We start from the raw sequence: 22289 nt of genomic DNA, 5'->3' as shown, positions 1-22289 counted from the left end.
AGGCCAGGGCATCCGAAGTGAATTGGAAGCGCTACCGGGAGGTTAACATGAGATTAATCTGGATTGCCATAGCTGCCGCAGCGGCGATGCTGGCGGGACCGGCATCAGGCCAGCAATGGCCGGCGCGCAGCGTCAAGCTGATCGTGCCCTATCCCGCCGGCGGCAACGTCGACAGCGCCGCGCGCATCGTCGCCGACAAGCTTCAGGAAAAGCTCGGCCAGCCCTTCATCATCGAGAACAAGGCCGGCGCCGGCGGCATGATCGCGGGCGAGGCCTTCGCGAAATCGCCGCCCGACGGCTACACGCTGTTCGTCGGCGCCAACGGCCCGGTGCTGTTCGCGACCGAGATCAACAAGCGCGATGCCTATAACTGGAAGAAGGATTTTCTCCCCATTTCGACGATCTCGATGACGCCGCTGGTGCTCGAGGTCCATCCGTCGGTGCAGGCAACCACGCTCAAGGAGTTTCTCGAGCTCGCCAAGCGCGAGCCGGGCAAGCTGACCATGGCTTCGCCCGGCCCCGGCACCACCAACCATCTGCTCAGCGAACTGATGCAGTCGAACCTCGAGCTGCAATGGGTCACCGCGCATTACCGCGGCAACGCGCCGGCGATCAACGATCTGCTCGGCGGGCAGGTGCAGTTCGCATTCGACCAGCTCACGGTCAGCCTCCAGCACATCAAGGCCGGCCTGTTCCGGGCGCTGGCCGTCACCAGCCCGCATCGCCTGAAGTCGCTGCCTGACGTCCCGACCTTCGCCGAGCTCGGCTACAAGGACTTTGACGGCCAGACTTTCACCGGCCTGTTCGCGCCTGCCGGTACGCCGGCGCCTGTTGTCGAGAAGCTGCACGAGACGCTGGTCGGAATCCTGAAGGACCCGGCCGTGGTCGACAAGTTCGAGAAGCTCGGCGGCGAAGCCGTTCCGATGACGCCGGACGAGTTCAAGGCTTATCTCGAGCGCGAGGACGCCAAGTGGATTCCGGTCGTGCGCAAAGCCAACATCAGGGCTGACTGATCGATGCGGATCGACCCAACCGAACTTGGCGCGGAGCGCATCTACCGGCTGATGACCGGCATCGTGGTGCCGCGCCCGATCGCCTGGGTGACGAGCCTGTCGCGCTCCGGCGTGCTCAACCTCGCGCCCTTCAGCGCCTTCACCTTCGTCTCGCAGAAGCCGCCGATGCTCGCCATCAGTGTCGGCCGCAAGGGCGCCGACTACAAGGACACCGCGCACAACATCCTCGACACCGAGGAATACGTCATCCACATCGCCGATACCCCGCTGATGTCGGCGGTGCACGACAGCTCCGTCGAGCATCCGCCTGAGATCAGCGAGGTCGAGCATCTCGGGCTGGAGACGCTGTCCTGCGAGCGCATCAAGGTGCACAGGCTTGCGGCGGCGCCCGTTGCGATGGAGTGCCGCTTCCGGCAGTGCCTCGAATTCGGCGACGCGCGCAGCCGCCTCATCGTTGGCGAGGTCGTGATGTTCCATTTGCGCGACGGCCTCGTGACCGACGGCAAGGTCGAGACCAAGGCGCTCGACCCGATCGCCCGCATCGGCGGTCCGCGTTACGCCCGCCTCGGCGAGATCGTCACGCTGAACACCGTCTTCCAGACCCCGAAATCGAAAGACTGAGCGCGCGACCTTGTGCGCAAGCCGACGCGTCCCAGGATCATTGGAGAACGACAATGCGACTCGTAAGCTATCTCTTGGACGGAGAGCCGCGCTACGGCGCGGCCGTTGCGGGCGGCGTGGTCGATCTGACGAAGCGGATCGGCCGCGACTATTCCGACGTGAAGGCGTTGATCGCGGCCAACGCGCTCGGCGATGCGCAGGAGGCGGTCGTTGGACAAGAGCCCGATTACGCCCTGGAAAAACTCGTCCTGCTGCCGCCGGTGCTGGCGCCTGAAAAGTTGTGGTGCATCGGCGTCAACTACGCCGAGCGCAATGCCGAATACAAGGACAATTCGGACCTGCCCAAATATCCGAGCCTGTTCGTGCGCAGCATGTCGTCCATGACGGGCTCCGGCCAGACGCTGGAAAAGCCCAAGGTTTCGGACCAACTCGACTATGAAGGCGAGCTCGTCATCGTGATCGGGCAGGGCGGCCGCCACATCCCGCGCGAGAAGGCGTGGTCGCACATCTTCGGCATGACGCTGTGCAACGAGGGCACGATCCGCGACTGGCTGCGCCACGGCAAGTTCAACGTCACGCAGGGCAAGAACTTCGACCGTTCCGGCAGCATCGGCCCGTGGATCGTCACCGCGGACGAGCTCGACCCGCGCGGGCCGCATGACATCATCACCCGCGTCAACGGCGAGGTGCGTCAGCAGGACACCACCGAGCGGCTGATGTTCCCGTTCGACTATCTGATCTCCTATCTCTCCACCTTCGCCACGCTGAAGCCCGGCGACATGATCGTGACGGGCACGCCGACGGGGGCGGGCGTCCGCTTCGATCCGCCGCGCTGGCTCAAGGTCGGCGACGTCGTCGAGGTCGAGTCGAGCCGCATCGGCGTGCTGCGCAACAAAGTGGCCGCGGAGCAATAGATCATGCTGGATGCTGCCACGATCGAACGCCTTGCCGCGCGCCTCGATGAAGCCGAGCGCACCAAGGCGCTGATCCCGATGTTCTCGAAGGAGTTTCCCGAGTTCAGCATCGAGGATGCCTACGCCGTCCAGCGCGCCTGGACCAAGCTCCAGCTCGGCCGCGGCCGCGTCATCAAGGGGCACAAAATCGGCCTGACCTCGAAGGCGATGCAGAACGCGGTCGGCATCAACGAGCCCGATTACGGCGTGCTGTTCGCCGACATGTTCTATGCCGATGCGACGCCGATCCCGTTCGACCGCTTTCACGCGCCGCGCATCGAGGTCGAACTCGCCTTCGTGCTGAAGGCGCCGCTGCGCGGGCCCGATTGCACTATCTTCGACGTGCTCAACGCCACCGACTACGTCACGCCCGCGCTGGAAATCCTGGAGACGCGCATGCATCGCGTCGATCCCGAGACCGGCAGGACGCGCAAAGTCATGGACACGATCTCGGACAACGCGGCCAATGCCGCGCTGGTGCTGGGCGGTCGGCCGTTCCGACCCCTGGATGCCGACCTGCGCTGGATCGGCGCGCTGCTGTTCCGCAACGGCGAGGTCGAGGAGACCGGTCTTGCCGCCGGCGTGCTCAATCACCCCGCGAACGGCATCGCCTGGCTCGCCAACCGCCTCGCGCCGCATGACGAGCATCTTAAGGCCGGCGAGGTGGTGCTGGCGGGATCGTTCACGCGTCCCGTCGACATCCGTCGCGGCGACACTTTTCATGCCGACTACGGCGCGTTCGGCTCGGTGTCCTGCCAGTTCGTCTGAACCAACAAGAAGAGGGAGCGCATCATGTCAGGCCCAACGCGGCGCAAGAGCATTCACATCGGCGGCTTCAAGCACGCCAATCCGATCCCGAACGCCTGCCGCATCGGCAATCTCGTGATGTCGGGTGTCATCCTCGGCCGCGATGCGGCCGGCGTGATGCCGGAAAGTCTCGATGCGCAATGCGCCAACATGTTCGCGCATATGAAGGCGACGGTGGAAGCTGCCGGCGGCTCGACCTCCGACATCATCAAGATGACGGTGTGGCTGAAGGACCGCACGCAACGCGGGCCCGTCAATGTCGAGTGGCTAAAAATGTTTCCGGACGAGCATTCGCGCCCGGCACGCCACGCCCTGCCGATGGACAACATGGACGGCGGCGCGCTGGTGCAGTGCGACTTCACCGCCGTGATCGACTGAGGGAGCCTTCCGCATGCCGACCTATCTGCCGTTCGATCCCAACCCGCGCCGCCCGATCAAGGCGCCGCCGCCGAAGACCGTCGACAGCCAGTTTCACGTGCTGGGGCCCATCGACAAATATCCGGAGCGCCCCGGTGCGGCCTATCGGATGCCGACCGCGACCTGGGAAGCGGCGCTGCGCGTGCACAAGACGCTCGGCATCGAGCGCGGCATCATCGTGCAGACCACGACGTACGGCGCCGACCATGCCGTCGTGCTCGACGGCCTCGCCGCGATGGGCCCGAACTATCGCGGCTGCGCCAATGCGCTGGTGTTCGCCGAGGCGAACGACTCTTATCTTGCCAGGCTGCACGACGCCGGCGTGCGCGGCGCGCGCTTCAGCTTCCGCCAGGAGCTCGGTGCCGTGCTCTCGGATGCCGATTTCGCCCGCGCCATCGCCCGCATTCGCGAACTCGGCTGGTACGTCAAGATCCAGCCCGAGAAGGATGGCATCGTCTCCAGCGTCGCCAAATACGAGAATCTCGACGTGCCCGTGCTGATCGACCACATGGCGCGCCCCGATCCGCAAGCCGGCAAGGACGATCCGAATCTGCGCAAGATGCTCGAGCTGCTCAAGAAGGGCAATTTCTGGGTGATGCTGTCGCTCGGCGAGAAGACCTCGAAGGCCGGCCCGCCCTATGACGACGTGATCCCGATCGCGCGCGCCTATATCGACGCGGCCGTCGACCGCTGCGTCTGGGCCAGCGACTGGCCGCACCCGGTCTCCGTCAAGCAGCCGCCCAACGACGCCGATCTGCTGGAGCTGATGTACCGCTACGCACCCGACCAGGCGGAACTCGAGAAGATCCTCGTGCACAATCCGGCCAAGCTGTTCGGCTTTCCGGATTAGCGCCAGACCCTCCGCGTCATTGCGAGGAGCTCGCGACAAAATTGCGTAGCAATTTTGCGCTGACGCGACGAAGCAATCCAGACTGCCGCCGCTGAAAAGATTCTGGATTGCTTCGCTGCGCTCGCAATGACGGGCGTGGTCCCCGTACTCACACCACCGGTTGCTTCGCCAACCGATCCCGCACCTTCGCCGCGATCTCGAACGAGCGCAGCCGCGCGGCATGGTCGTAGATCTGCCCCGTCGTCATCAGCTCGTCCGCACCGGTCTCGGCGATCAGCGCCTTCAGCTTCTGTTCGACCACTTCGGGTGTGCCGACCGCGGAGCATGACAGCGATTGGCCGACCATGGCCTTCTCGGCCGGCGACCACAGCGCGTCCATGTCGTCCACCGGCGGCGGCAGTGGGCCCGGCGTGCCGCGCCGCAGGTTGATGAACTGCTGCTGCAGCGAGGAGAACATGCGCCGCGCCTCCTCGTCGCTGTCCGCCGCAAACACGTTGACGCCGACCATCGCATAGGGCTTGTCGAGCTGCACTGAGGGCTCGAAGCGTGCGCGATATTCGCGCAGCGCCGGCATCATCATCTGCGGCGCGAAATGCGAGGCGAAGGCGAAGGGCAGCCCAAGCATCGCGGCAAGCTGAGCGCCAAAGGTGCTGGAGCCAAGGATCCAGAGCGGCACCTTGGTCCCCATGCCTGGCACGGCGCGGATGGTCTGGTTCGGCTTGATGTCGCCGAGCAGCGCCTGCAATTCCAGCACGTCGTGCGGGAAATTCTCGGAACTGGTGGCGAGATCGCGCCGCAGCGCCCGCGCGGTGAGCTGGTCGGTGCCCGGCGCGCGGCCAAGTCCGAGATCGATCCGCCCGGGATAGAGCGACTCCAGCGTGCCGAACTGTTCGGCGATGATCAACGGCGAATGGTTCGGCAGCATGATCCCGCCGGAGCCGACGCGGATCGTCTTGGTGCCGCCCGCGATGTGGCCGATCACCACGGATGTCGCGGCGCTCGCGATGCCGGTCATGTTGTGATGCTCGGCAAGCCAGAACCGCTTGTAGCCCCAGGCCTCGGCATGCCGGGCGAGATCGAGCGAATTGGCAAACGCCTGCGCCGCATCGCCGCCCTGGCGGATGGGAGCGAGGTCGAGCACGGAGAAGGGGATCATGCGAGGGCACCGGTGAGAGGACGCGCCGGGAACGCGCGTCGGGCTTTCACATGTAGTGTCCGTCGACGGGAATGTTAGCGCCGCAGTTTACTCATCGAGGACGCCATCGCGGCGCGAACGGATCGGTATTACATTGAAATAGCTTCGTTTTTTGAACAATGCGAAATGTCGTGGAATTTCCGCTGCCACTCCGGTCTGACGGGCCATCGCCAGGCCAGCGGCATCGCCCTTTCGATGAGGTCGTCAAGCGCGCGTCGGCGCGAACGCGCGTCCGGGTCGCGGCTGTTGCCCACTCACCAATTGCCGGGATTGTCCGAATTGGGAGTAGCAACCACAGCGAGTTTCATGTTTAGTGACGCTATTACTCGAAGTCGTGTTTGGCGAACGAAGCGACATCCCAACGAGATTGGTTGCCGATGCAGCGTCGTCGCGGGCGGGCAGCCGGCGGGGTGGCTGGGCTCGCTGCAAATGTTTTGGCAAGGCGTCGCAGCCGCAAGCTGCCCGCGCCGCGTGATGGAAATAGAGAGTTGGGTCATGGGCGATCCTGCTGACGAGTCTACTCCCCCGGTCAAACGGGGCTACAAGGCCTGGATTGTGAGGGCCTCGATTGTGATCGGCCTCGTCGTTGCGGCAGGCGCGACATTCGCAGCGGTCCATTGGGCGGGGTCCGGCGAGCAGCCCAAGCTGTCGGTGGCGAAGCAATGGAATGAGGCCATCCAGAAGCTCGGCTTCGAGCCGGTCTATCCGCCGGTCGAGGACATCCAGGTTGGCGACGTCTTCGCGATGATCACCGACGACGAGGCCACCGATTCAGCGGCGGACGAGCCGTTTGCGGGGCGCTCGATCAAATTGCTGCATCTCGATATGACCCGGGAAATCGAGGATGCCTATCGGGCAGTCTATCAATTTCCCGCCACGAATGCCCGGCCCGACCATGATGGACAGGTCTGGCCGCAGACGATCTCCACCGAGTCGCTGTTCAAGCCGCCTGCGACCCGGACTTCGCTTCCGCTCGTGTTGTTCCCGCGCTTCACCATCACCAATGTGAAGCGGGCCAACGGCAGCGCAAGCGCAATGTCGGAGCTGTTGAGCGGCGGGTTTGGCGCGGACGCCAGTTCGACCGAAACGGTCGAGGTCAGGTTTTCGGCCACCGAAACCTACGGCGTTCCTGCGGTTCCGGCGGAGCTTCGGCTCCTTGATTTTTGTCAGGCCTCCGCGACGAAGCTGTTCTGCTCGGAGCTGGGGCTACGCAAGCAGCTTTCGATCCTGATCGGGAAGAGGATCGACGACAAGGTGATAGACCGGAAGACGAAAGTCGAGCGGCCACGCTTTTCAGTCGAGCTTGCTCTCGTCAGCCGCGTATTCCTGGCCCGCTCGATCCAAACCAGCATGGGCGAAGATGGCGGGACGCGGGGAAATCTGGGGCTGAACCAGCCGGCCGCGCCACTGCCGGCCATTGCAGCGCAACCCGCTCCGGCAAATGGGGGCACGGCTGGCAGCCGCGCCGAACCCGACGGCAAACCGTCGCCATCTCCTTCGGCGCAGCCGGCCAGCGCGAACAATCCGCTGGGCGGGGCAATCGGCTTCGAGCGCCGCGCAACGTCAAACGTGCTGCTGCCGGATACGTTGTTGCCCCGCCCGGTCGTGGTCGGTTTCAAGAGCGTTCGTTTCAGGCCCGTGGAGTGAAAGATGACCGCACGCAAAACATTGGTGTTGGCCGGCTTGCTGCTGATCGCGTTTCCGTTGCGCCAGGGCGAGCTCTTGAGTCGCGTTGCCGCGGAGTGCAAATGCGACCAGAGCGAACTCGGCTGCCGGATCATGTGTTCCGGCATTGGCTCAGGTCAGGGGACCGGAGGCGGAACAAGCTCATTCAATTCTGCTCCGGGCGTCAATCGCCTGCCTGCGGACCGGCCGGTCGTCGTGCCTCGGACGGATACGGACATCAGGAGCAAGTCTGAACAAATCAAGTAATCGTCGGGACGGCGAAAACGAGGGGGATCTCGGATGTCGCGCCATGTGATCGGTTCGTGAGTGTCGGGGGATGCAGATGATGTCGAGGATACCGATCAGATTCTTGATCGCGGCGGTGTTGGCCTGCCTGCTTCAGGCACCGGCGACGAGGACAGCGTCGGCACAGGCGGACCCTCGTCAAATCCTGACTGCGGTCATCCAGCAATTGCAGACGGGCACTCCGAACGCAGGCTGGTATAGTCCCCAGCTCTGGCAGACGATCGCCATGCAGACGAACGGCACCGGCGTCTACACGCAGCTGTATTACCTCGGGCCGGTGACCAATGTCGTGGTGAGTGGGCAGACGCAGCTTCCTGCAGGACCGGTCTACTCCATGGTGGCGCAGCATCAGAACGGCGTATCGACCTGGCAGCTCGGCATCAGCCTCTACACCAACCGGATCGAGTACGCGAACTTCAACGTTGGAAACCCCACGCCCCAGCCGCTGCCGGCTCAACCCGTGCCACTTCCCAAAATGGCAGCTCCGACCCCGGGCAGCGCGCCAAATCCGCCGTCGGAGACTCCACCTCCGGCGGACAAGACCTCCGAGGCCTGTCGGAAATTTCCAAACCTCTGCTAGGGAGGCGTGCAGATGCTTACACGGAGATGTTGTATCGCGGGTTGTGGTCTTCTTCTTTTCGACATCGTCGGCGCGGCGGCAGGCGGAAGCCGCCATAATCCGATCTATGGCTGCAGCCTATCGAGTAGCGAGGCCGACAAAATTCTCGGCAACGAGCAGGATGCGCGGAGGCCCAACGGCGATGTACCGATGATCCTCACGTCAGGGGACAAGGACTTCGACTATGCGCTGGCGCAGACCTTGAACAGGATTTCCGATTGTCTGAATGTCACCCCCGCATTCGCCTATTACGACGACGATGATGCTCCGGCTGCGTTTGCCACCGATAGGAAGCGTGTGGCTGGTACCGATGGGACTGTCCTTTTCGGACGGCGGTATCTGAAGGAGCTACTGGCACGGCCCGAGGCACCGGATGCGGGGGTTGTCGCGGTCTGTGCCCACGAGTTCGGACACATCCTCCAGTTCAAGCTGAAGCTGGACAAGATTCTTCTCGACGGACAGACCACGGTGAAACGGCTGGAACTGCACGCCGATTTTTTTGCCGGTTATTTCGCGGGTGTACGAAAGTGGGAGAAGCCGAGTTTCAACGCGGCCGTCGTCGCCATGACGCAATTCAAGTTCGGAGACACCCTGATCAACGACAGAGACCATCATGGCACGCCGGAGGAGCGAGGACAGGCAATCGTCAAAGGTTACCAGACCGGGCACGATGACAGGAAGCCGCTGCTGGACGCGATCACTATCGGTGGGAAGTACATCATGGAGAATTTCTGACACCGCTGTTTCGCTTCCGGACGAGGAATCGGGCGCAGCGTTGCTTCCCTAGCGCCCTTGCGACGGGCCACGGTTCGAGCCGGAAACGAGTTGCGCAGATTGCGCCCCCGTTCACAACACTGTCATTGCGACCCATTGCGCCCGTCGTCCCAACTGGGCGTTTCACGCTTGTTGTTGTATCCTTGAAGGAGCCACTGCCCGGTCGCCCGGAGGAACAGACATGAGCATTGTCGTACTCAACCGCCGCAATCTCCTCGTTGCCGGCGGCTCGATTCTGGCAGCCGGAGCTTCCGGCCTCTTGCTGCCGGCCCGCGCGGACGGTGTCGCACCGACCGAAACCATGTCGGGCGGGGCGAACAACTACCGCAAGGGCGCGGCGATCGTGGATCGCATCGGCAAGGGCGGCTTCTGGATGAGCGGCACCGTGCGCCGTGCCGGCGACGGGGCCCCGCTCGCCGGGCAGCGCATCCAGATCTGGGCGCACACGGTCGAAGGACAGGAGCACGAGCCGCAGAGCCATGGTGCCACGCTCACCGACAAGGACGGCAAGTTCCGGCTCGAGATGCCGCAGATCATTCCCATCTTCGGCCAGCCGCATGGTCACCTCGCCTATGACAGCGGTGAGTTCAAAACCGTCTTCCTGCGGCCGGTGATGCGGAGCGCAAAGGAGACCAGCCTGGAGGCGCACTTCGTCCTTCAGCCGGCCTGAGCGAATGGCGGGGTGGAAATTGGTTCGGGTGATCCTGATCTGGGTCGCCCTTGCTTTGGTGATTGGCGTGCCGATCGCGGCGGCGGCAACGAGCGAGCAGCTCGCATGGCGCGCTCCGGTCTACATCCTGGCCGGATTTGCCGGGATCATCGCCCTCGGTCTCGTGCTGGTTCAGCCCCTGCTGGTCGGCGGATATCTGCCGGGCTTCCCGGCCTATCGTGGACGGCGTGCCCATCACTGGATCGGCGGCACGCTGGTCGCGGCGATCGTGATCCATGTCGCCGGCCTCTGGATCACCAGTCCGCCTGACATGATCGATGCCCTGACCTTCTCGTCGCCGACGCCGTTCTCACCCTTTGGCGTGACCGCAATGTGGGCCATCTTCGCCGTTGCGCTTCTGGCTGCGCTGCGCCGCCGATTGGGACTGCGGCTGCGAACCTGGCGCATCGTCCACATTCCGCTGGCGATCGTCATCGTCGCAGGCAGCGTGGCCCATTGCCTGCTGATCGAGGGGACGATGGAGACGATATCGAAGGCGGTGCTGTGCGCAGCTGTTCTCGCGGTGACGGCAAAGGTCATGATTGACCTGAAGATTGGGAGAAAGCGGTCGCCGCGGGGCGAGAGCATTGCGCGGCAGTGAGCCAGGAATGAGCCGACTTTCAGTGCACGTTTGACTTACCTCAACACTCCAAGACTTGGCTTCATTTTCACTTTCCAAACAGGCTGTTTCGATTCTTTCCTGGAGGGATATCATGGCCGATTCGACCAAGCTCTCGGTTGAGAAAGCACTCGAAAAGATTCGTCAGCGCGACGAGCCGAAATCAAAGAACTCGCGCCTCGATGAAAAGACCGACACTCTCAATGAAGAGATAAAGCGTATGAGAGCGCAGAGGCTCCGCCTTGAACGACAACAGGACAAGCGTAGCTGAACAGCACCATTGTCGAGGAGGGATAAGGGCGAGTTCGGTAGACCCCGACGCGCTTGCCGCAAATGGCAGCGAGGCGTATCCTTGCGCGATGACTGTCGCGGCCCCCGATCTGAAAGCGTTCCTGCTGGCGACGCCGTTCTTCGGCGGTCTCCCGGATCCAGGTCTCGACCTCCTGATGTCGATGCTGGTCGAGTGCCGCCTCGATGCCGGAGCAACCGTCGTGGCGGAAGGCGAGCCGGGACGCTCGATGTTCATCGTCAAGTCCGGCCGGCTGGCGGTGAGCAAGCGCGCGACTTCGGGAAGCGTCATTCCGATTTCCGTTCTGAACCCCGGCGATTTCTTCGGCGAGATGACGCTGATCGAAATGCAGAACCGCTCCGCCACGGTGATCGCGGAGACCCCGACGGTGCTGTACGAGCTGACGGCCCCAAAACTCTACGCCTGCTACAAGGCCGACATCCACGCCTACGTGATTGTCCTGCAAAACATCAATCGCGAGCTGTGCCGACGCCTGCGCCGTGCTGATGATCGCTTTGCCGGGCATGAGGCGGTTGACGATGAGTGAGCGTACGCAGTTTGTAGTTTGTAGGATGGGTTGATCTCTTGCGAAACCCATCATGTTTCTTCACGGCGCGAAGGATTTGATGGGTTTCGCAAAGGGCTCAACCCATCCTACGAGCTGCGCGCAAGGAATTGATGGCCTTCGCTCTTTGAGCTACGGGGGACAAGTCGCTCTACCCGTCCTACAAGCTAAGAACCTCACCACCTCAAGATCAAGGCGCAAGCGCCAAAGTAGGCCATCGCCAAATTATGGGGGACTAGTATAAGTGTAAGATATGCACAGACTGGTCCGCTATTTGGTCGCAGTGATAGTCGCCTTTGCGCTGGCCGCGACGGGGGCATATGGCATCGTTCGTTTCTTCATTCGCGGCTTTGAAGCTTTGGCGTTGCTGCTGCCGCTTACAATTGTGCTGTTCATTCCGCTGTTTGTGATGATGGTCTTGCTTGCTACGCCGTCGCGCGGCCGTGGCTTACCTTAGCGGATGGGAGCACTTGTGAAACCCATCATGTCTCTTCATCGGGCAAAGCCTCGATGGGCTTCGCTTCGCTCCGTCCGTCCTGCGACTTAGAAGTCACGACTTATCGTGCGCGTACTTCTCCAGGAGCAGCCGATTGTATTCATCTCTCACGGCTCTCCTCGAAACATGCCCTTTTCGGTCTTTGGCAATCTTCAGAAGATCAGGATCAGTCGGAGCCCGTGATTTCCGCCTGAATCTCGCAAAGAGTGGGGTCGTAGGCGACGACGTCCTTCCAAACAGCCCGTCAAACCATCCCATTGTGTCCTCCCGGACAGACCGCGAAACGTGACACTATCACCATGAATTTGGAGGGCAATCGGACAGTGCGATTGCATCGACCGCATGGTCCGCGACGGCCCGCCGCTTGCACGTAGCAAGAAACAAGGGTGGCCCCACTCCCACAATTTGGTAGTATCAGGTCACAACACATCCTGGAGGTGCGTCATGGGCGGACCCGGCGATCGGACCGTTGCGAATCCTGAGATCTGTGGATGTACAGGCAAGTACGGCGCCTTCGAGCCCCTCTCTACGAGCCCTCCTCATGGACCGTGGTCCTGCGGGTGTACCGGATATAGAGGTCAACGGCATGGAGATCTCTGGACCAAGTGCGATGCGCTGTTCGAAAGCCCATTTACCGATCCTCCCAACGGCATGGTTCGATGCGGTCATGATCGCGGCATGCACATCATTGACCCGTGAGGCGTGGTGATGGCTTGCGGCAGAGGGGGCAGGCGGGAAGAGGTGATCGTCGCATTGGATGGGTAGAGCACTTGCGAAACCCATCATGCTTCGTCACCGAGCGGCATTGATGGGTTTCGCTTCCGCCTTCGCTCTTTGAGCTACGGCGGACAAGTCGCTCTATTCATCCGACGAGCTAAGCCGGAGAAAGCCGGACGCTCAGGGAAGGCTCGTCCACCTACAGCAGCGCCATCGAGTGCAGCGAATTCCTGTGAAAGCCGAAGGCAACCAGGCCGGAGAGAAGCAGCGCAGTCCCAGTCACGATCAGGCAAAACGCAAGCACTATCGAAGCCCCCAAGTTCGTCATCAATGACAAAGACGATAATCGATAAAATTTTACCGACAATCGAAAGGAAGAATTAACCTTACCTGCGCGGCCCAACCGGTCGGAGCCCCGGCATCAGGTTGTCGGATGGGGCGGCGGGCTTGGGTTCGCCATGCACGCCGCTCTGACCCGTCGGGCAAAACACCCACCTCCCGCGCAAAACCCGTCAATCCCCATCAACAAAAATATTCCACTTTACCGAAATTCGGAATTGCGGCATTCTCTCGCCATCCCGGTCCAGGGAGAGGGGCGATCGTACGTCGTCACGAACGTGGGTCGGGGGGCGGTGGACGCGGCAGCGTCGGGCACGCGAAGACGGACCAGGGCGAGATGAACCTCGTGAGGTCTTGGCGAGTGTGCGGACGGACGGCGCTGTGTCCGGCGAAGCCCTCTTGGGCGAAGCCGGGCCGACGCGTACGGCGAAAACGTGTGGTCCTGACCGTCGTTGCTACGGTCAAGCCTTGCGGAGATGGATCGGGGCTCGACCGGGTCTCGAGGCATCGCCAATTCGCGAGGGGACGGAGGCCAGAAGGAACTCGGCTCCGGGGAGAGCGCGCATAAGCCGTCAGCCCACCGCGCAGGGAAGGCCGGGTGTTTTCCGGCCCACCTGTTTTCCGCCTGCGCATTTGCGCGTGCAAATTCTTCGCGCAGCGGGTCATGGGTGCCAGCCGGCACCCGGTCTTCCCCGCGCCCTCTTCCAAGAAGAGGGTGACGGACGGAAGCAGAACTCGGGCGTTTCGAGCCGCGAGAATGCCGATCTGTGCGTGATGAGAGCCAGAGAATGGTGCTGCCAGACAGGATTGAACTGTCGACCTCTCCATTACCAATGGAGTGCTCTACCACTGAGCTACGGCAGCATATGCTGGGATCTAGAATCGGCCGCCACGAGGGGCCTACCAAGCGGGCCGATATCTGCCACAAGCCCCCCTCCTGTGCAAGCTTGCTAGGCCCGCCAGAACGAGAAAATCGGGTCGATATCGGGGCCAAAATGCCCCTTTTGGCTCGAAACGGCCGACTTTCCGTCGATTCGGGTCCCGATATCCCCCGCCAACTGGCCAGTTGCCGGCGGCACCGGATTCGATCCATTTCGAGTTTCGCACGATCGGATCGCGCGGGGCTCTTGAGCTGCCAAATTCATGGGGCATGGTATCGCCGATCGCAGTGATGGACCGGTGATGGCTGACGAGAACGACAAGAGCGCGAGGCAAGATTCGAGACAAGATTCGAAACAGGATCGGGCGTCCCGGGACGACCGGCTGAAATCGGCCCTGCGCGAAAACCTGAAGCGGCGGAAGGTGCAGGCGCGCGAACGCGCCGCAAGCACCGAGCCCTCGCAGAACGACGATGATTCCCTAAATGAGGGGATCGCCGGCAAGACCCGCAGTTGAAAGCGGACGGTCAGAATTTTGGAATGAGCGAGAATGACGATGGCGCAAGACGAGGTGCAACGAACCGGCAGAGAGGCGCTCATGGCGCAGTTCACACGCCCCGAGCAGACCTTTCCGGCGCTGGTGCCGGCCGAGATCGAGCGCCTGCGCCATTTCGGCGAGGTCAGGCAATATAAAGACGGCGAGCTGCTGTTCGAAACCGGCAAGCCCGGGCCGGGCATGTTCGTGATTCTGTCCGGCCATGTCGCCATCACCCAGCGCGACGGGCTCGGCCACGTCACGCCGGTGATCGACCAGGGGCCGGGGCAGTTCCTGGCTGAGCTCGGCCAGCTCTCGGGCCGGCCGGCGCTGGTCGACGGCCGTGCCGAGGGCAATGTCGAGGTGCTGCTGGTTCCGCCGGACCGGCTGCGCGCGCTGCTGGTGGCCGAAGCCGATCTTGGCGAGCGCATCATGCGCGCGCTGATCCTGCGCCGGGTCAATTTGATCCAGGGCGGCATCGGCGGCCCCGTGCTGATCGGGCCGTCGAACTCCGCCGGCGTGGTGCGCCTGCAGGGCTTTCTCACCCGCAACGGCCAGCCGCATCATCTGCTCGACCCCAATAGCGAGCACGACGCGGCCGAGATCATCGCGCGCTATTCGCCGAAGCCGGAGGATTGGCCGCTGGTCGTCACCGCGGACGGCACCGTGCTGCGCAATCCCAGCGAAATCGAGCTCGGCCGCGCCATCGGCATGATCGGCGGTGCCAAGGATAATCGCATCTACGACGTCGCGATCGTCGGCTGCGGACCGGCGGGACTTGCGACGGCGGTCTATGCGGCGTCCGAAGGACTCTCGGTCGCCGTGCTCGACACCCGCGCCTTCGGCGGCCAGGCCGGCGCCAGCGCGCGCATCGAGAACTATCTGGGCTTTCCGACCGGCATCTCCGGCCAGGCGCTGGCCGGGCGCGCCTTCACCCAGGCGCAGAAATTCGGCGCCGACATCATGATCCCGATGTCGGTGAGTTCGCTGGATTGCTCGCGCCCCAACGGCACCTTCGCGCTGGCGCTGGATTGCGGCGACACCTTGCGCTCGCGCGCGGTGGTGGTCGCCAGCGGCGCGCGCTATCGCCGGCCGGAGATCGCGAGCCTCGACAGGTTCGAGGGCCGCGGCGTCTGGTATTGGGCATCCCCCGTTGAGGCGAAGCTGTGCGCCGGCGAGGAGGTGGCGCTGGTCGGTGCCGGAAATTCGGCGGGCCAGGCCGCGGTGTTCCTGTCGGGCCATGCCAAGCGCGTGCTGATGATCATCCGCGGCGGCGGCCTGGGGGCCAGCATGTCGCGCTATCTCATCGAGCGCATCGAAGCGACGCCGAACATCGAATTGCTGTTCAACACCGAGATCACGGCCTTGGAAGGCGACGAGACCGCGCTGCTGCGGCGGATCCGCTGGAAGAGCCGGCTGTCTGCGGACGAGGATTCCGCCGACATCCGCAACCTCTTTTTGTTCGTCGGCGCCGATCCCGCCACCTCATGGCTCGACGGCTGCGGCGTGACGCTCGATCGCGGCGGCTTCGTCGTGACGGGCGCGCAGTCCGAGCTGAACCAGGGCAAGCTCGTGGCGCCGCTGGAGACCTCGGTGCCCGGCGTCTACGCCGTCGGCGACGTCCGCTCCGGCTCGGTCAAGCGCGTCGGCGGCGCCATCGGCGAGGGCGCGCAGGTCGTGGCCTCCCTGCACGGCTATCTCGGCGACGCCGCGAAACCGGCGCTCTAGGCACGGTCCGGAGCCGACGGGCCGCGTTAGCGAAACGAGTGGAGCGGTTTTCCGGGAAGATCGTGCTCAAACAATAAGTCAAGGACAAGACAAGGAGACGGCAAGACGAATCCGGCTTGCCATCTTGCCGCGTCCCACAGACTATCCCTCATCCTGAGGAGCGCGCCATAAGCCCGCGTCTCGAAGGACGAAGGCCCGGATGCATCCGGACCTCTCATGGTTCGAGACGGCGCTGAGGCGCCCCTCACCATGAGGATCTCCACAAAACGTCAAACGGGAGGACTAACTCAATGGCTGAACTCGTCGTGCTCTACAAGACGCCCAAGGATGCTGCGGCCTTCGACAAGCATTATGCCGAGACCCACATTCCGCTCGCGAAGAAACTTCCCGGCTTGAAGAAGTACGCGGTCAGCACCGGTGCAGTCGGCTCGCCCGCCGGACCTTCCGGAATCCACCTCGTCGCCATCCTCAGCTTCGACAGCGTGGCTGACATCCAGAAAGCTTTCGGCAGCGAAGCGGGCAAGGCGGCCGCAGGCGACGTGCCGAAATTCGCCAGCGGCGGCGCCGACCTCTTGATCTTCGACACCAAGGAAGTGTGAAGGATCGATTCAACTTTCGTTGAAGGCCTCGTCGCTACAAATTGCCGTCGTTTGCGACAGCGATGCAAAAAAATCAGTCATGCGTTTGTCGATTCGCACGATGACGCATGGCTGCACGCGCAAGTGTGACGCCTGCGCAGGTGGTAATCTCATGAGGACCGTAATATCAATCTCCTGACTTCAATGTTGGACGAGCAGGAGAGATGTCATGGTCCTTGGATTAAGCCTGCCCGCCTTCACGCTGGTCCATGTCATCATCAGCCTGATCGCCATCGCCGCCGGCTTCGTCGTGATGTTCGGCCTGCTCGGCTCGAAGTCAATGCCGGGCCTCACCGCGATCTTCCTGCTGTTCACGATCCTCACGAGTGCCACCGGCTTCCTGTTTCCGTTCAAGGAGCTGCTGCCCTCGCACATGATCGGCATCCTCTCGCTGGTGCTGCTCGCGATCGCCTGCTTCGCGCTGTACGGCATGAAGCTCGCTGGCGTCTGGCGCCCGGTCTATATCGTGACGGCGATGGTCTCGCTGTATTTCAACGTCTTCGTGCTGGTGATCCAGTCGTTCCTGAAGGTGCCGGCGCTCGCCGCGCTTGCGCCCGCCGTGCCGCCGGCGCCGCCGGCGGGTCCCGTGTTCGCCGTGGTGCAGGGCATCGTGCTGGTGTTTTTCGTGGTGCTCACGATCGGCGCATGGCGGCGCTACAGGCCGATGACGTTCGCCTGATCACACGATTCTCATCGCTGCAGGCCGGTGCGAGGTCTCGACCTCGCATCGTCGCATGACCATCTCCGCCTCGTCGGCTCGCGTCTCGCGGGCCCCGGACTGATTCTCACTGAAGGAGCCATTCATGCCCACCATCACCACCAAGGACGGCGTCGAGATCTTCTACAAGGACTGGGGCTCGGGCCAGCCGATCGTGTTCAGCCATGGCTGGCCGCTGTCGTCGGACGACTGGGACGCGCAGATGATGTACTTCGTCACGCGCGGCTATCGCGTCGTCGCCCATGACCGCCGCGGCCACGGCCGTTCGGCGCAGGTCGCCGACGGCCACGACATGGATCACTATGCCGACGATCTCGCCGCGCTCACCGCGCATCTCGACCTGAAGAAGGCCATCCATGTCGGCCATTCCACCGGCGGCGGCGAGGTCGTGCACTACATCGCGCGCCACGGCGAGAGCCGCGTCGCGAAGGCCGCGATCCTCTCGGCGGTGCCGCCGCTGATGGTGCAGACCGCGGCCAATCCCGGCGGCCTGCCGAAGAGCGTGTTCGACGATTTCCAGGCCCAGCTCGCCGCCGGCCGCTCGGCATTTTATCGCGACATCGCCGCCGGCCCGTTCTACGGCTACAACCGCCCCGGCGCAAAACCACTGGAAGCGGTGATCGAGAACTGGTGGCGCCAGGGCATGATGGGCGGCGCGAAAGCGCATTACGACGGCATCGTCGCGTTCTCGCAGACCGATTTCACCGAGGATTTGAAGAAGATCAACGTGCCCGTGCTGGTGATGCACGGCGACGACGACCAGATCGTGCCTTACGCCGATTCCGCGCCGCTGTCGGCCAAGCTGCTCAAGAACGGCATCCTGAAAACCTACAAGGGCTTTCCGCACGGCATGCCGACCACGCACGCCGAGACGATCAACGCCGACCTGTTGGCGTTTTTCAGGGAGTGATGGCTGATCTTTCCCTCCCCTCCAGGGTCTGAACAGGATCCTGCGGGGGAGGGTGGGGGAGAGGAGTTGCCACGCGCTCCGCTGCCCGTGTTCGGGCGGGGACAACCAGCCCGCCGCGAACAGCATTCAGACCCCATTCATCCCGGTTCCCGTTCCATGAGGTCGTTCATGCCAAGGGGACCTCACTTATGTACATTTCCAATGAAGGCCTGCTCGTCATCCTGTTCGTCGGCCTGGTCGCCGGCTGGCTGGCCGGCAAGGTGGTGCGCGGAACCGGGTTCGGCATCATCGGTGACATCGTGGTCGGCGTCGCCGGCGCCCTGGTCGCGAGCTTTTTGTTTCCAAAGCTCGGCATCCGAATCGGTACCGGCCTCGTTTCAGAGATCGTCTATTCGGCCATCGGTGCGGTCATCCTGCTGCTGGTGGTGCGGCTGGTGCGCGGCGGCGGTCGCTTCTAGCTTCCCGATTCCGACCTTTCAGCCTCTGCCTTTCCCCGGAAGGGGCGGAAAGCCTGCAAGAAAAAGCCGCAAGCCTGTGGAATTCCGGGCTTGCGCGGAAGGCCGGTCGGGGTAGATGTGGCTCAGTAGGGTCCTGGATTAATTCGACTGCGTTGGACGAGCGGAAAACGCGATGTTAATCCAGGTCAGTTACCCCTGAATTCGCCATTGAAATCAGGGGCTTTGGCCCCCACCGGAAAGAGATCAGACTGATGGCAGCCGTATCCGGCGTCCGCCGTTCAGAGCTCGGTGAGGCGCTGCGCGCTTGTCGCACGGCGTTCATCGGCGTCGGCCTGATGAGCTGCATGATCAACCTGCTCTATCTGACCGGGTCGATCTTCATGCTGGAGGTCTATGACCGGGTGCTGCCGAGCCGCAGCATTCCGACCCTGGTCGGTCTGATCATCCTCGCCAGCTTCCTCTACATGGCGCAGGGCGTGCTCGACATGATCCGCAATCGGATCCTCGGGCGGGTCGGCACTGCGCTGGACGATGCGCTGAACAAGCGCGTGTTCGACACCATCGTGCGCCTGCCGCTCCTGGTCGGCAGCCGCAACGAGGGGCTGCAGCCGCTGCGCGACCTCGACAATGTCCGCTCCTTCCTCGGCGGCATGGGCCCGAGCGCGTTCTTCGACCTGCCCTGGCTGCCGCTCTATCTCGCCATCTGCTTCGCCTTCCACGTCATGATCGGTGTCACCGCGCTGGTCGGCGCCATCATCCTGGTCGGGCTGACGCTGGTCACCGAATTCATGTCCCGCCAGCCGGCGAAGGAGGCGATGGGGCTTGCGGCCCAGCGCAACGACCTCGCCCAGGCCAGCCGCCGCAACGCCGAAGTCATGGTGTCGATGGGCATGGCCGGCCGGATGAACCAGCGCTGGAGCGAGGCCAACGAAAAATACCTCGCCGGCAATCAGCGCGCGAGCGATGTCGCCGGCGGTCTCGGCGCGGTCGCAAAAGTGCTGCGCATGATGCTGCAATCGGCCGTGCTCGCGGTCGGCGCTTATCTCGTCATCCACCAGGAGGCGACCGCCGGTATCATCATTGCCGGCTCGATCCTGTCCGCCCGTGCGCTGGCGCCGGTCGATCTCGCCATCGCGCATTGGAAATCCTTCGTCGCGGCGCGCCAGAGCTGGCAGCGCCTCACGCGTCTCCTGGAGCAGATGCCGGCGCAGACGATGCCGACCCAGTTGCAGGCACCCACCAGCCGCCTCTCGGTCGAAGGCGTCACCATGGTGCCGCCGGGCGACCAGCGCCTTATCGTGCAGGACATCACCTTCGCGCTCGTCGCCGGCAACGGCCTCGGCGTGATCGGCCCGAGCGGCTCCGGCAAGTCGTCGTTGATCCGCGCGCTGGTCGGCGTCTGGCAGCCCGTCCGCGGCAAGGTGCGGCTCGACGGCGCAGCGCTCGATCAATGGTCGTCCGACGTGCTCGGCCGCCACATCGGCTATCTGCCGCAGGACGTCGAATTGTTCGGCGGCACCATCGCGCAGAACATCAGCCGTTTTGATCCTGAGGCCACCTCCGACGGCATCATCGCCGCGGCCAAGGACGCCGGCGTGCACGAGATGATCATCAAGATGCGCGAGGGCTACAATACGCAAGTCGGCGAGCAGGGTGCCGCGCTCTCGGCAGGCCAGGCCCAGCGCGTGGCGCTGGCGCGCGCGCTCTATGGCAATCCGTTCCTGATCGTGCTCGACGAGCCCAATTCCAACCTGGATACCGAAGGCGACGAGGCGCTGACCCGCGCCATTCGCTCCGCACGCGAGCGTGGCGCCATCGTCATCGTGGTGGCGCACCGGCCCATTGGTGTCGAGGCGATGGACCAGATCCTGGTGCTGCGCGATGGCCGCATGCAGGCCTTCGGCCCGAAGGAGCAGGTGCTCGCCCAGGTGCTCCAGCCGCGCGTGACGCCGCCGGCTCCGATCAAGATCGTCAGCGAAGGCGGAGTGCCGAAGTCATGAGCACGATGGCCATCGGCGGCCCGAAGCCCGCCGCAAAGAGGACCGTGCGGCAGTCGATCCGGTTTCACCTGATGCTCGGCCTCGTGATCGTGCTCGTTCTGACTGTCGGTCTCGGCGGCTGGGCATCGACGGCACTCATCTCCGGCGCACTGATTGCGCCGGGACAGATCGTCGTCGAATCCAACGTCAAGAAGGTGCAGCACCCGACCGGCGGCGTGGTCGGCGAGCTGCGCGCCCGCGACGGCGACGTCGTCAAGTCCGGCGACATCGTGATACGGCTCGACGACACCGTCACCAAGGCGAACCTCGCCATCGTCACCAAGAATCTCGACGCCGCGCAAGCGCGCGCGGCGCGATTGCAGGCCGAGCAGCGCGGCGTCGACAAGATCGAATTTCCGCAAGCCCTGCTCGAACGCGCCAATGATCCCGACGTCAAGGTGCTGCTCTCGGCCGAAGGCAAGCTGTTCGAAGTCCGCGTCAACGGCCGCACCGGGCAGAAGGCGCAGCTCCGCGAGCGCATCACGCAGCTCAACGAGGAAATCTCGGGTCTCAGCGCGCAGGAGAAGGCCAAGGATCAGGAGATCGCGCTGGTCCAGAACGAGCTCACCGGCGTGCGCGACCTCTACGACAAGCGCCTGGTGCAGATCTCGCGACTGACCCAGCTCGAGCGCGACTCGGCACGTCTCAACGGCGAGCGCGCGCAATACATCGCTTCGCGCGCGCAGGCCAAGGGCAAGATCACCGAGACCGAGCTCCAGATCATCCAGGTCGACAAGGACATGGTGAGCGAGGTCTCCAAGGATTTGCGCGAGACCAACGACAAGATCGGCGAATTGATCGAACGCAAGGTCGCCGCCGAAGACCAGCTCCGCCGCGTCGACATCCGCGCGCCGCAGGACGGCATGGTGCTGCAATCGACCGTGCATACCGTCGGCGGCGTCGTCACCGCAGGCGATGCCCTGATGCTGATCGTGCCGCAGGCCGACGATCTCCAGGTCGAGGCCAAGGTCAATCCGGTCGACATCGACAAGCTCCAGATCGGCCAGAAGACGCTGCTGCGCCTGTCCGCCTTCAACCAGCGCACCACACCCGAGCTCAACGGCGTCGTCAGCCGCGTCTCGCCCGACGTCACCACCGACCAGCGCACCGGCCAGAGCTACTACACCATCCGCGTCTCGATGCCGGCGGAAGAGGTCGCCCGTCTCGGCGACGTCAAGATGATCCCTGGCATGCCCGTGGAGGCCTTCGTCCAGACCGGCGACCGCACCATGCTGTCCTATCTGATGAAGCCGCTGCACGACCAGCTGATGCGGGCGTTCAGGGAGAAGTGACGCGCGAGGGCGCGTCGTCCCGGAGCGCGCTTGGCGCGCATCCGGGATCTCGAGCCGCGATGACGGTCCCGTAGGGTGGGCAAAGGCGCAACGCGCCGTGCCCACCATCTTTCACACGATGAGCAGATTGGTGGGCACG

At 63.6% G+C, this 22289-nt stretch carries 24 protein-coding genes and 1 tRNA gene; 23 read left to right on the top strand and 2 right to left on the bottom strand.

The genetic code is table 11. The features are described from left to right. Nucleotides 1-47: 47 nt before the first annotated feature. From RAD15_RS29275 to RAD15_RS29250, 6 genes are read left to right on the top strand one after another with little or no spacing between them, the layout of a single operon-like run. Nucleotides 48-1013 carry a Bug family tripartite tricarboxylate transporter substrate binding protein gene (locus tag RAD15_RS29275; RefSeq protein ID WP_458181682.1) on the top strand — a complete coding sequence of 322 codons (966 nt, stop codon included), beginning with the start codon at nt 48-50 and terminating at the stop codon, nt 1011-1013. A gap of 3 nt (nt 1014-1016) precedes the next feature. Continuing rightward, the gene (locus RAD15_RS29270) at nt 1017-1634 is read left to right on the top strand and encodes a flavin reductase family protein (protein WP_458181681.1); all 618 of its coding nucleotides are present in this window, start codon (nt 1017-1019) and stop codon (nt 1632-1634) included. Between the two features lie 53 nt (nt 1635-1687). After that, entirely contained in the window at nt 1688-2548 is an 861-nt protein-coding gene (locus RAD15_RS29265) for a fumarylacetoacetate hydrolase family protein (RefSeq protein WP_458181680.1), read from the top strand. Nucleotides 2549-2551: 3 nt separating this feature from the next. Beyond that, entirely contained in the window at nt 2552-3355 is an 804-nt protein-coding gene (gene hpaH, locus RAD15_RS29260; RefSeq protein ID WP_458181679.1) for a 2-oxo-hept-4-ene-1,7-dioate hydratase, read from the top strand. Nucleotides 3356-3379: 24 nt separating this feature from the next. Further along, a complete protein-coding gene (locus tag RAD15_RS29255; RefSeq protein ID WP_458181678.1) occupies nt 3380-3772 on the top strand; it encodes a RidA family protein in 393 nt (130 codons plus the stop codon). A gap of 13 nt (nt 3773-3785) precedes the next feature. After that, nucleotides 3786-4661, top strand: coding sequence for an amidohydrolase family protein (locus RAD15_RS29250; protein WP_458181677.1), 876 nt, complete (start codon nt 3786-3788; stop codon nt 4659-4661). A gap of 148 nt (nt 4662-4809) precedes the next feature. Here RAD15_RS29250 and RAD15_RS29245 read toward each other — a convergent pair whose 3' ends face one another. Beyond that, on the bottom strand, nt 4810-5817 hold the full coding sequence (locus RAD15_RS29245; protein ID WP_458181676.1) for an LLM class flavin-dependent oxidoreductase: 1008 nt from the start codon (nt 5815-5817) through the stop codon (nt 4810-4812). A gap of 345 nt (nt 5818-6162) precedes the next feature. Between RAD15_RS29245 and RAD15_RS29240 the strand changes: the two genes are divergently transcribed. The 9 genes from RAD15_RS29240 (at nt 6163) to RAD15_RS29200 (ending at nt 11859) form a co-directional block, all read left to right on the top strand. Then, complete coding sequence (locus tag RAD15_RS29240) at nt 6163-7503, top strand: hypothetical protein (protein ID WP_458181675.1); 1341 nt, start codon at nt 6163-6165, stop codon at nt 7501-7503. A gap of 3 nt (nt 7504-7506) precedes the next feature. Then, the gene (locus tag RAD15_RS29235) at nt 7507-7788 is read left to right on the top strand and encodes a hypothetical protein (protein WP_458181674.1); all 282 of its coding nucleotides are present in this window, start codon (nt 7507-7509) and stop codon (nt 7786-7788) included. Nucleotides 7789-7858: 70 nt separating this feature from the next. Then, nucleotides 7859-8407, top strand: a complete 549-nt coding sequence (locus RAD15_RS29230; protein ID WP_458181673.1) for a hypothetical protein — start codon at nt 7859-7861, stop codon at nt 8405-8407. A 12-nt stretch (nt 8408-8419) separates the two neighbouring features. Then, nucleotides 8420-9181, top strand: a complete 762-nt coding sequence (locus RAD15_RS29225; RefSeq protein WP_458181672.1) for a metalloprotease — start codon at nt 8420-8422, stop codon at nt 9179-9181. Between the two features lie 220 nt (nt 9182-9401). Beyond that, on the top strand, nt 9402-9890 hold the full coding sequence (locus RAD15_RS29220) for a Twin-arginine translocation pathway signal (RefSeq protein WP_458181671.1): 489 nt from the start codon (nt 9402-9404) through the stop codon (nt 9888-9890). Nucleotides 9891-9894: 4 nt separating this feature from the next. After that, a complete protein-coding gene (locus tag RAD15_RS29215; protein WP_458181670.1) occupies nt 9895-10530 on the top strand; it encodes a ferric reductase-like transmembrane domain-containing protein in 636 nt (211 codons plus the stop codon). A 112-nt stretch (nt 10531-10642) separates the two neighbouring features. Beyond that, the gene (locus RAD15_RS29210; RefSeq protein WP_458181669.1) at nt 10643-10819 is read left to right on the top strand and encodes a hypothetical protein; all 177 of its coding nucleotides are present in this window, start codon (nt 10643-10645) and stop codon (nt 10817-10819) included. A gap of 88 nt (nt 10820-10907) precedes the next feature. Then, nucleotides 10908-11384, top strand: a complete 477-nt coding sequence (locus tag RAD15_RS29205; protein ID WP_458181761.1) for a Crp/Fnr family transcriptional regulator — start codon at nt 10908-10910, stop codon at nt 11382-11384. A gap of 271 nt (nt 11385-11655) precedes the next feature. Then, a complete protein-coding gene (locus RAD15_RS29200) occupies nt 11656-11859 on the top strand; it encodes a hypothetical protein (protein ID WP_458181668.1) in 204 nt (67 codons plus the stop codon). A 1884-nt stretch (nt 11860-13743) separates the two neighbouring features. On the opposite strand, the gene RAD15_RS29195 is transcribed toward RAD15_RS29200, so the two are convergent. After that, nucleotides 13744-13818: transfer RNA gene (locus tag RAD15_RS29195), tRNA-Thr, on the bottom strand. 318 nt (nt 13819-14136) lie between these two features. On the opposite strand from RAD15_RS29195, the gene RAD15_RS29190 reads away from it, so the two are divergent. From RAD15_RS29190 to RAD15_RS29155, 8 genes are all read left to right on the top strand, one after another. Further along, nucleotides 14137-14349 carry a hypothetical protein gene (locus RAD15_RS29190; RefSeq protein WP_458181667.1) on the top strand — a complete coding sequence of 71 codons (213 nt, stop codon included), beginning with the start codon at nt 14137-14139 and terminating at the stop codon, nt 14347-14349. Between the two features lie 39 nt (nt 14350-14388). After that, nucleotides 14389-16095, top strand: a complete 1707-nt coding sequence (locus tag RAD15_RS29185; RefSeq protein ID WP_458181760.1) for an FAD-dependent oxidoreductase — start codon at nt 14389-14391, stop codon at nt 16093-16095. Nucleotides 16096-16385: 290 nt separating this feature from the next. Then, nucleotides 16386-16694 carry an EthD family reductase gene (locus RAD15_RS29180; RefSeq protein WP_458181666.1) on the top strand — a complete coding sequence of 103 codons (309 nt, stop codon included), beginning with the start codon at nt 16386-16388 and terminating at the stop codon, nt 16692-16694. Between the two features lie 208 nt (nt 16695-16902). After that, entirely contained in the window at nt 16903-17412 is a 510-nt protein-coding gene (locus RAD15_RS29175; RefSeq protein WP_458181665.1) for a hypothetical protein, read from the top strand. Nucleotides 17413-17536: 124 nt separating this feature from the next. Continuing rightward, complete coding sequence (locus RAD15_RS29170; RefSeq protein WP_458181664.1) at nt 17537-18361, top strand: alpha/beta fold hydrolase; 825 nt, start codon at nt 17537-17539, stop codon at nt 18359-18361. 188 nt (nt 18362-18549) lie between these two features. Continuing rightward, entirely contained in the window at nt 18550-18819 is a 270-nt protein-coding gene (locus RAD15_RS29165; RefSeq protein WP_458181663.1) for a GlsB/YeaQ/YmgE family stress response membrane protein, read from the top strand. A 251-nt stretch (nt 18820-19070) separates the two neighbouring features. Beyond that, a complete protein-coding gene (locus tag RAD15_RS29160) occupies nt 19071-20819 on the top strand; it encodes a type I secretion system permease/ATPase (protein WP_458181662.1) in 1749 nt (582 codons plus the stop codon). Next, on the top strand, nt 20816-22150 hold the full coding sequence (locus RAD15_RS29155; RefSeq protein ID WP_458181661.1) for an HlyD family type I secretion periplasmic adaptor subunit: 1335 nt from the start codon (nt 20816-20818) through the stop codon (nt 22148-22150). The genes RAD15_RS29160 and RAD15_RS29155 overlap by 4 nt, the downstream gene beginning before the upstream one ends. Nucleotides 22151-22289: the final 139 nt, after the last annotated feature.

Source organism: Bradyrhizobium sp. 14AA, assembly GCF_054185205.1.
The sequence above is the reverse complement of the archived record's forward strand: the minus strand, read 5'-3'. Positions and strand labels throughout refer to the sequence as shown.

What these genes read in the sequence shown, in the direction of transcription:
- RAD15_RS29270 (WP_458181681.1), top strand. Translation starts at nt 1,017, where the DNA reads ATGCGGATCGACCCAACCGAACTTGGCGCGGAGCGCATCTACCGGCTG.
- RAD15_RS29240 (WP_458181675.1), top strand. Translation starts at nt 6,163, where the DNA reads ATGTTTAGTGACGCTATTACTCGAAGTCGTGTTTGGCGAACGAAGCGA.
- RAD15_RS29210 (WP_458181669.1), top strand. Translation starts at nt 10,643, where the DNA reads ATGGCCGATTCGACCAAGCTCTCGGTTGAGAAAGCACTCGAAAAGATT.
- RAD15_RS29185 (WP_458181760.1), top strand. Translation starts at nt 14,389, where the DNA reads ATGGCGCAAGACGAGGTGCAACGAACCGGCAGAGAGGCGCTCATGGCG.
- RAD15_RS29170 (WP_458181664.1), top strand. Translation starts at nt 17,537, where the DNA reads ATGCCCACCATCACCACCAAGGACGGCGTCGAGATCTTCTACAAGGAC.
- RAD15_RS29230 (WP_458181673.1), top strand. Translation starts at nt 7,859, where the DNA reads ATGCAGATGATGTCGAGGATACCGATCAGATTCTTGATCGCGGCGGTG.
- RAD15_RS29205 (WP_458181761.1), top strand. Translation starts at nt 10,908, where the DNA reads ATGACTGTCGCGGCCCCCGATCTGAAAGCGTTCCTGCTGGCGACGCCG.
- RAD15_RS29275 (WP_458181682.1), top strand. Translation starts at nt 48, where the DNA reads ATGAGATTAATCTGGATTGCCATAGCTGCCGCAGCGGCGATGCTGGCG.
- RAD15_RS29220 (WP_458181671.1), top strand. Translation starts at nt 9,402, where the DNA reads ATGAGCATTGTCGTACTCAACCGCCGCAATCTCCTCGTTGCCGGCGGC.
- RAD15_RS29215 (WP_458181670.1), top strand. Translation starts at nt 9,895, where the DNA reads ATGGCGGGGTGGAAATTGGTTCGGGTGATCCTGATCTGGGTCGCCCTT.
- RAD15_RS29200 (WP_458181668.1), top strand. Translation starts at nt 11,656, where the DNA reads ATGCACAGACTGGTCCGCTATTTGGTCGCAGTGATAGTCGCCTTTGCG.
- RAD15_RS29165 (WP_458181663.1), top strand. Translation starts at nt 18,550, where the DNA reads ATGTACATTTCCAATGAAGGCCTGCTCGTCATCCTGTTCGTCGGCCTG.
- RAD15_RS29155 (WP_458181661.1), top strand. Translation starts at nt 20,816, where the DNA reads ATGAGCACGATGGCCATCGGCGGCCCGAAGCCCGCCGCAAAGAGGACC.
- RAD15_RS29160 (WP_458181662.1), top strand. Translation starts at nt 19,071, where the DNA reads ATGGCAGCCGTATCCGGCGTCCGCCGTTCAGAGCTCGGTGAGGCGCTG.
- RAD15_RS29235 (WP_458181674.1), top strand. Translation starts at nt 7,507, where the DNA reads ATGACCGCACGCAAAACATTGGTGTTGGCCGGCTTGCTGCTGATCGCG.
- RAD15_RS29175 (WP_458181665.1), top strand. Translation starts at nt 16,903, where the DNA reads ATGGTCCTTGGATTAAGCCTGCCCGCCTTCACGCTGGTCCATGTCATC.
- hpaH (WP_458181679.1), top strand. Translation starts at nt 2,552, where the DNA reads ATGCTGGATGCTGCCACGATCGAACGCCTTGCCGCGCGCCTCGATGAA.
- RAD15_RS29225 (WP_458181672.1), top strand. Translation starts at nt 8,420, where the DNA reads ATGCTTACACGGAGATGTTGTATCGCGGGTTGTGGTCTTCTTCTTTTC.
- RAD15_RS29250 (WP_458181677.1), top strand. Translation starts at nt 3,786, where the DNA reads ATGCCGACCTATCTGCCGTTCGATCCCAACCCGCGCCGCCCGATCAAG.
- RAD15_RS29190 (WP_458181667.1), top strand. Translation starts at nt 14,137, where the DNA reads ATGGCTGACGAGAACGACAAGAGCGCGAGGCAAGATTCGAGACAAGAT.
- RAD15_RS29265 (WP_458181680.1), top strand. Translation starts at nt 1,688, where the DNA reads ATGCGACTCGTAAGCTATCTCTTGGACGGAGAGCCGCGCTACGGCGCG.
- RAD15_RS29180 (WP_458181666.1), top strand. Translation starts at nt 16,386, where the DNA reads ATGGCTGAACTCGTCGTGCTCTACAAGACGCCCAAGGATGCTGCGGCC.
- RAD15_RS29245 (WP_458181676.1), bottom strand. Translation starts at nt 5,817, where the DNA reads ATGATCCCCTTCTCCGTGCTCGACCTCGCTCCCATCCGCCAGGGCGGC.
- RAD15_RS29255 (WP_458181678.1), top strand. Translation starts at nt 3,380, where the DNA reads ATGTCAGGCCCAACGCGGCGCAAGAGCATTCACATCGGCGGCTTCAAG.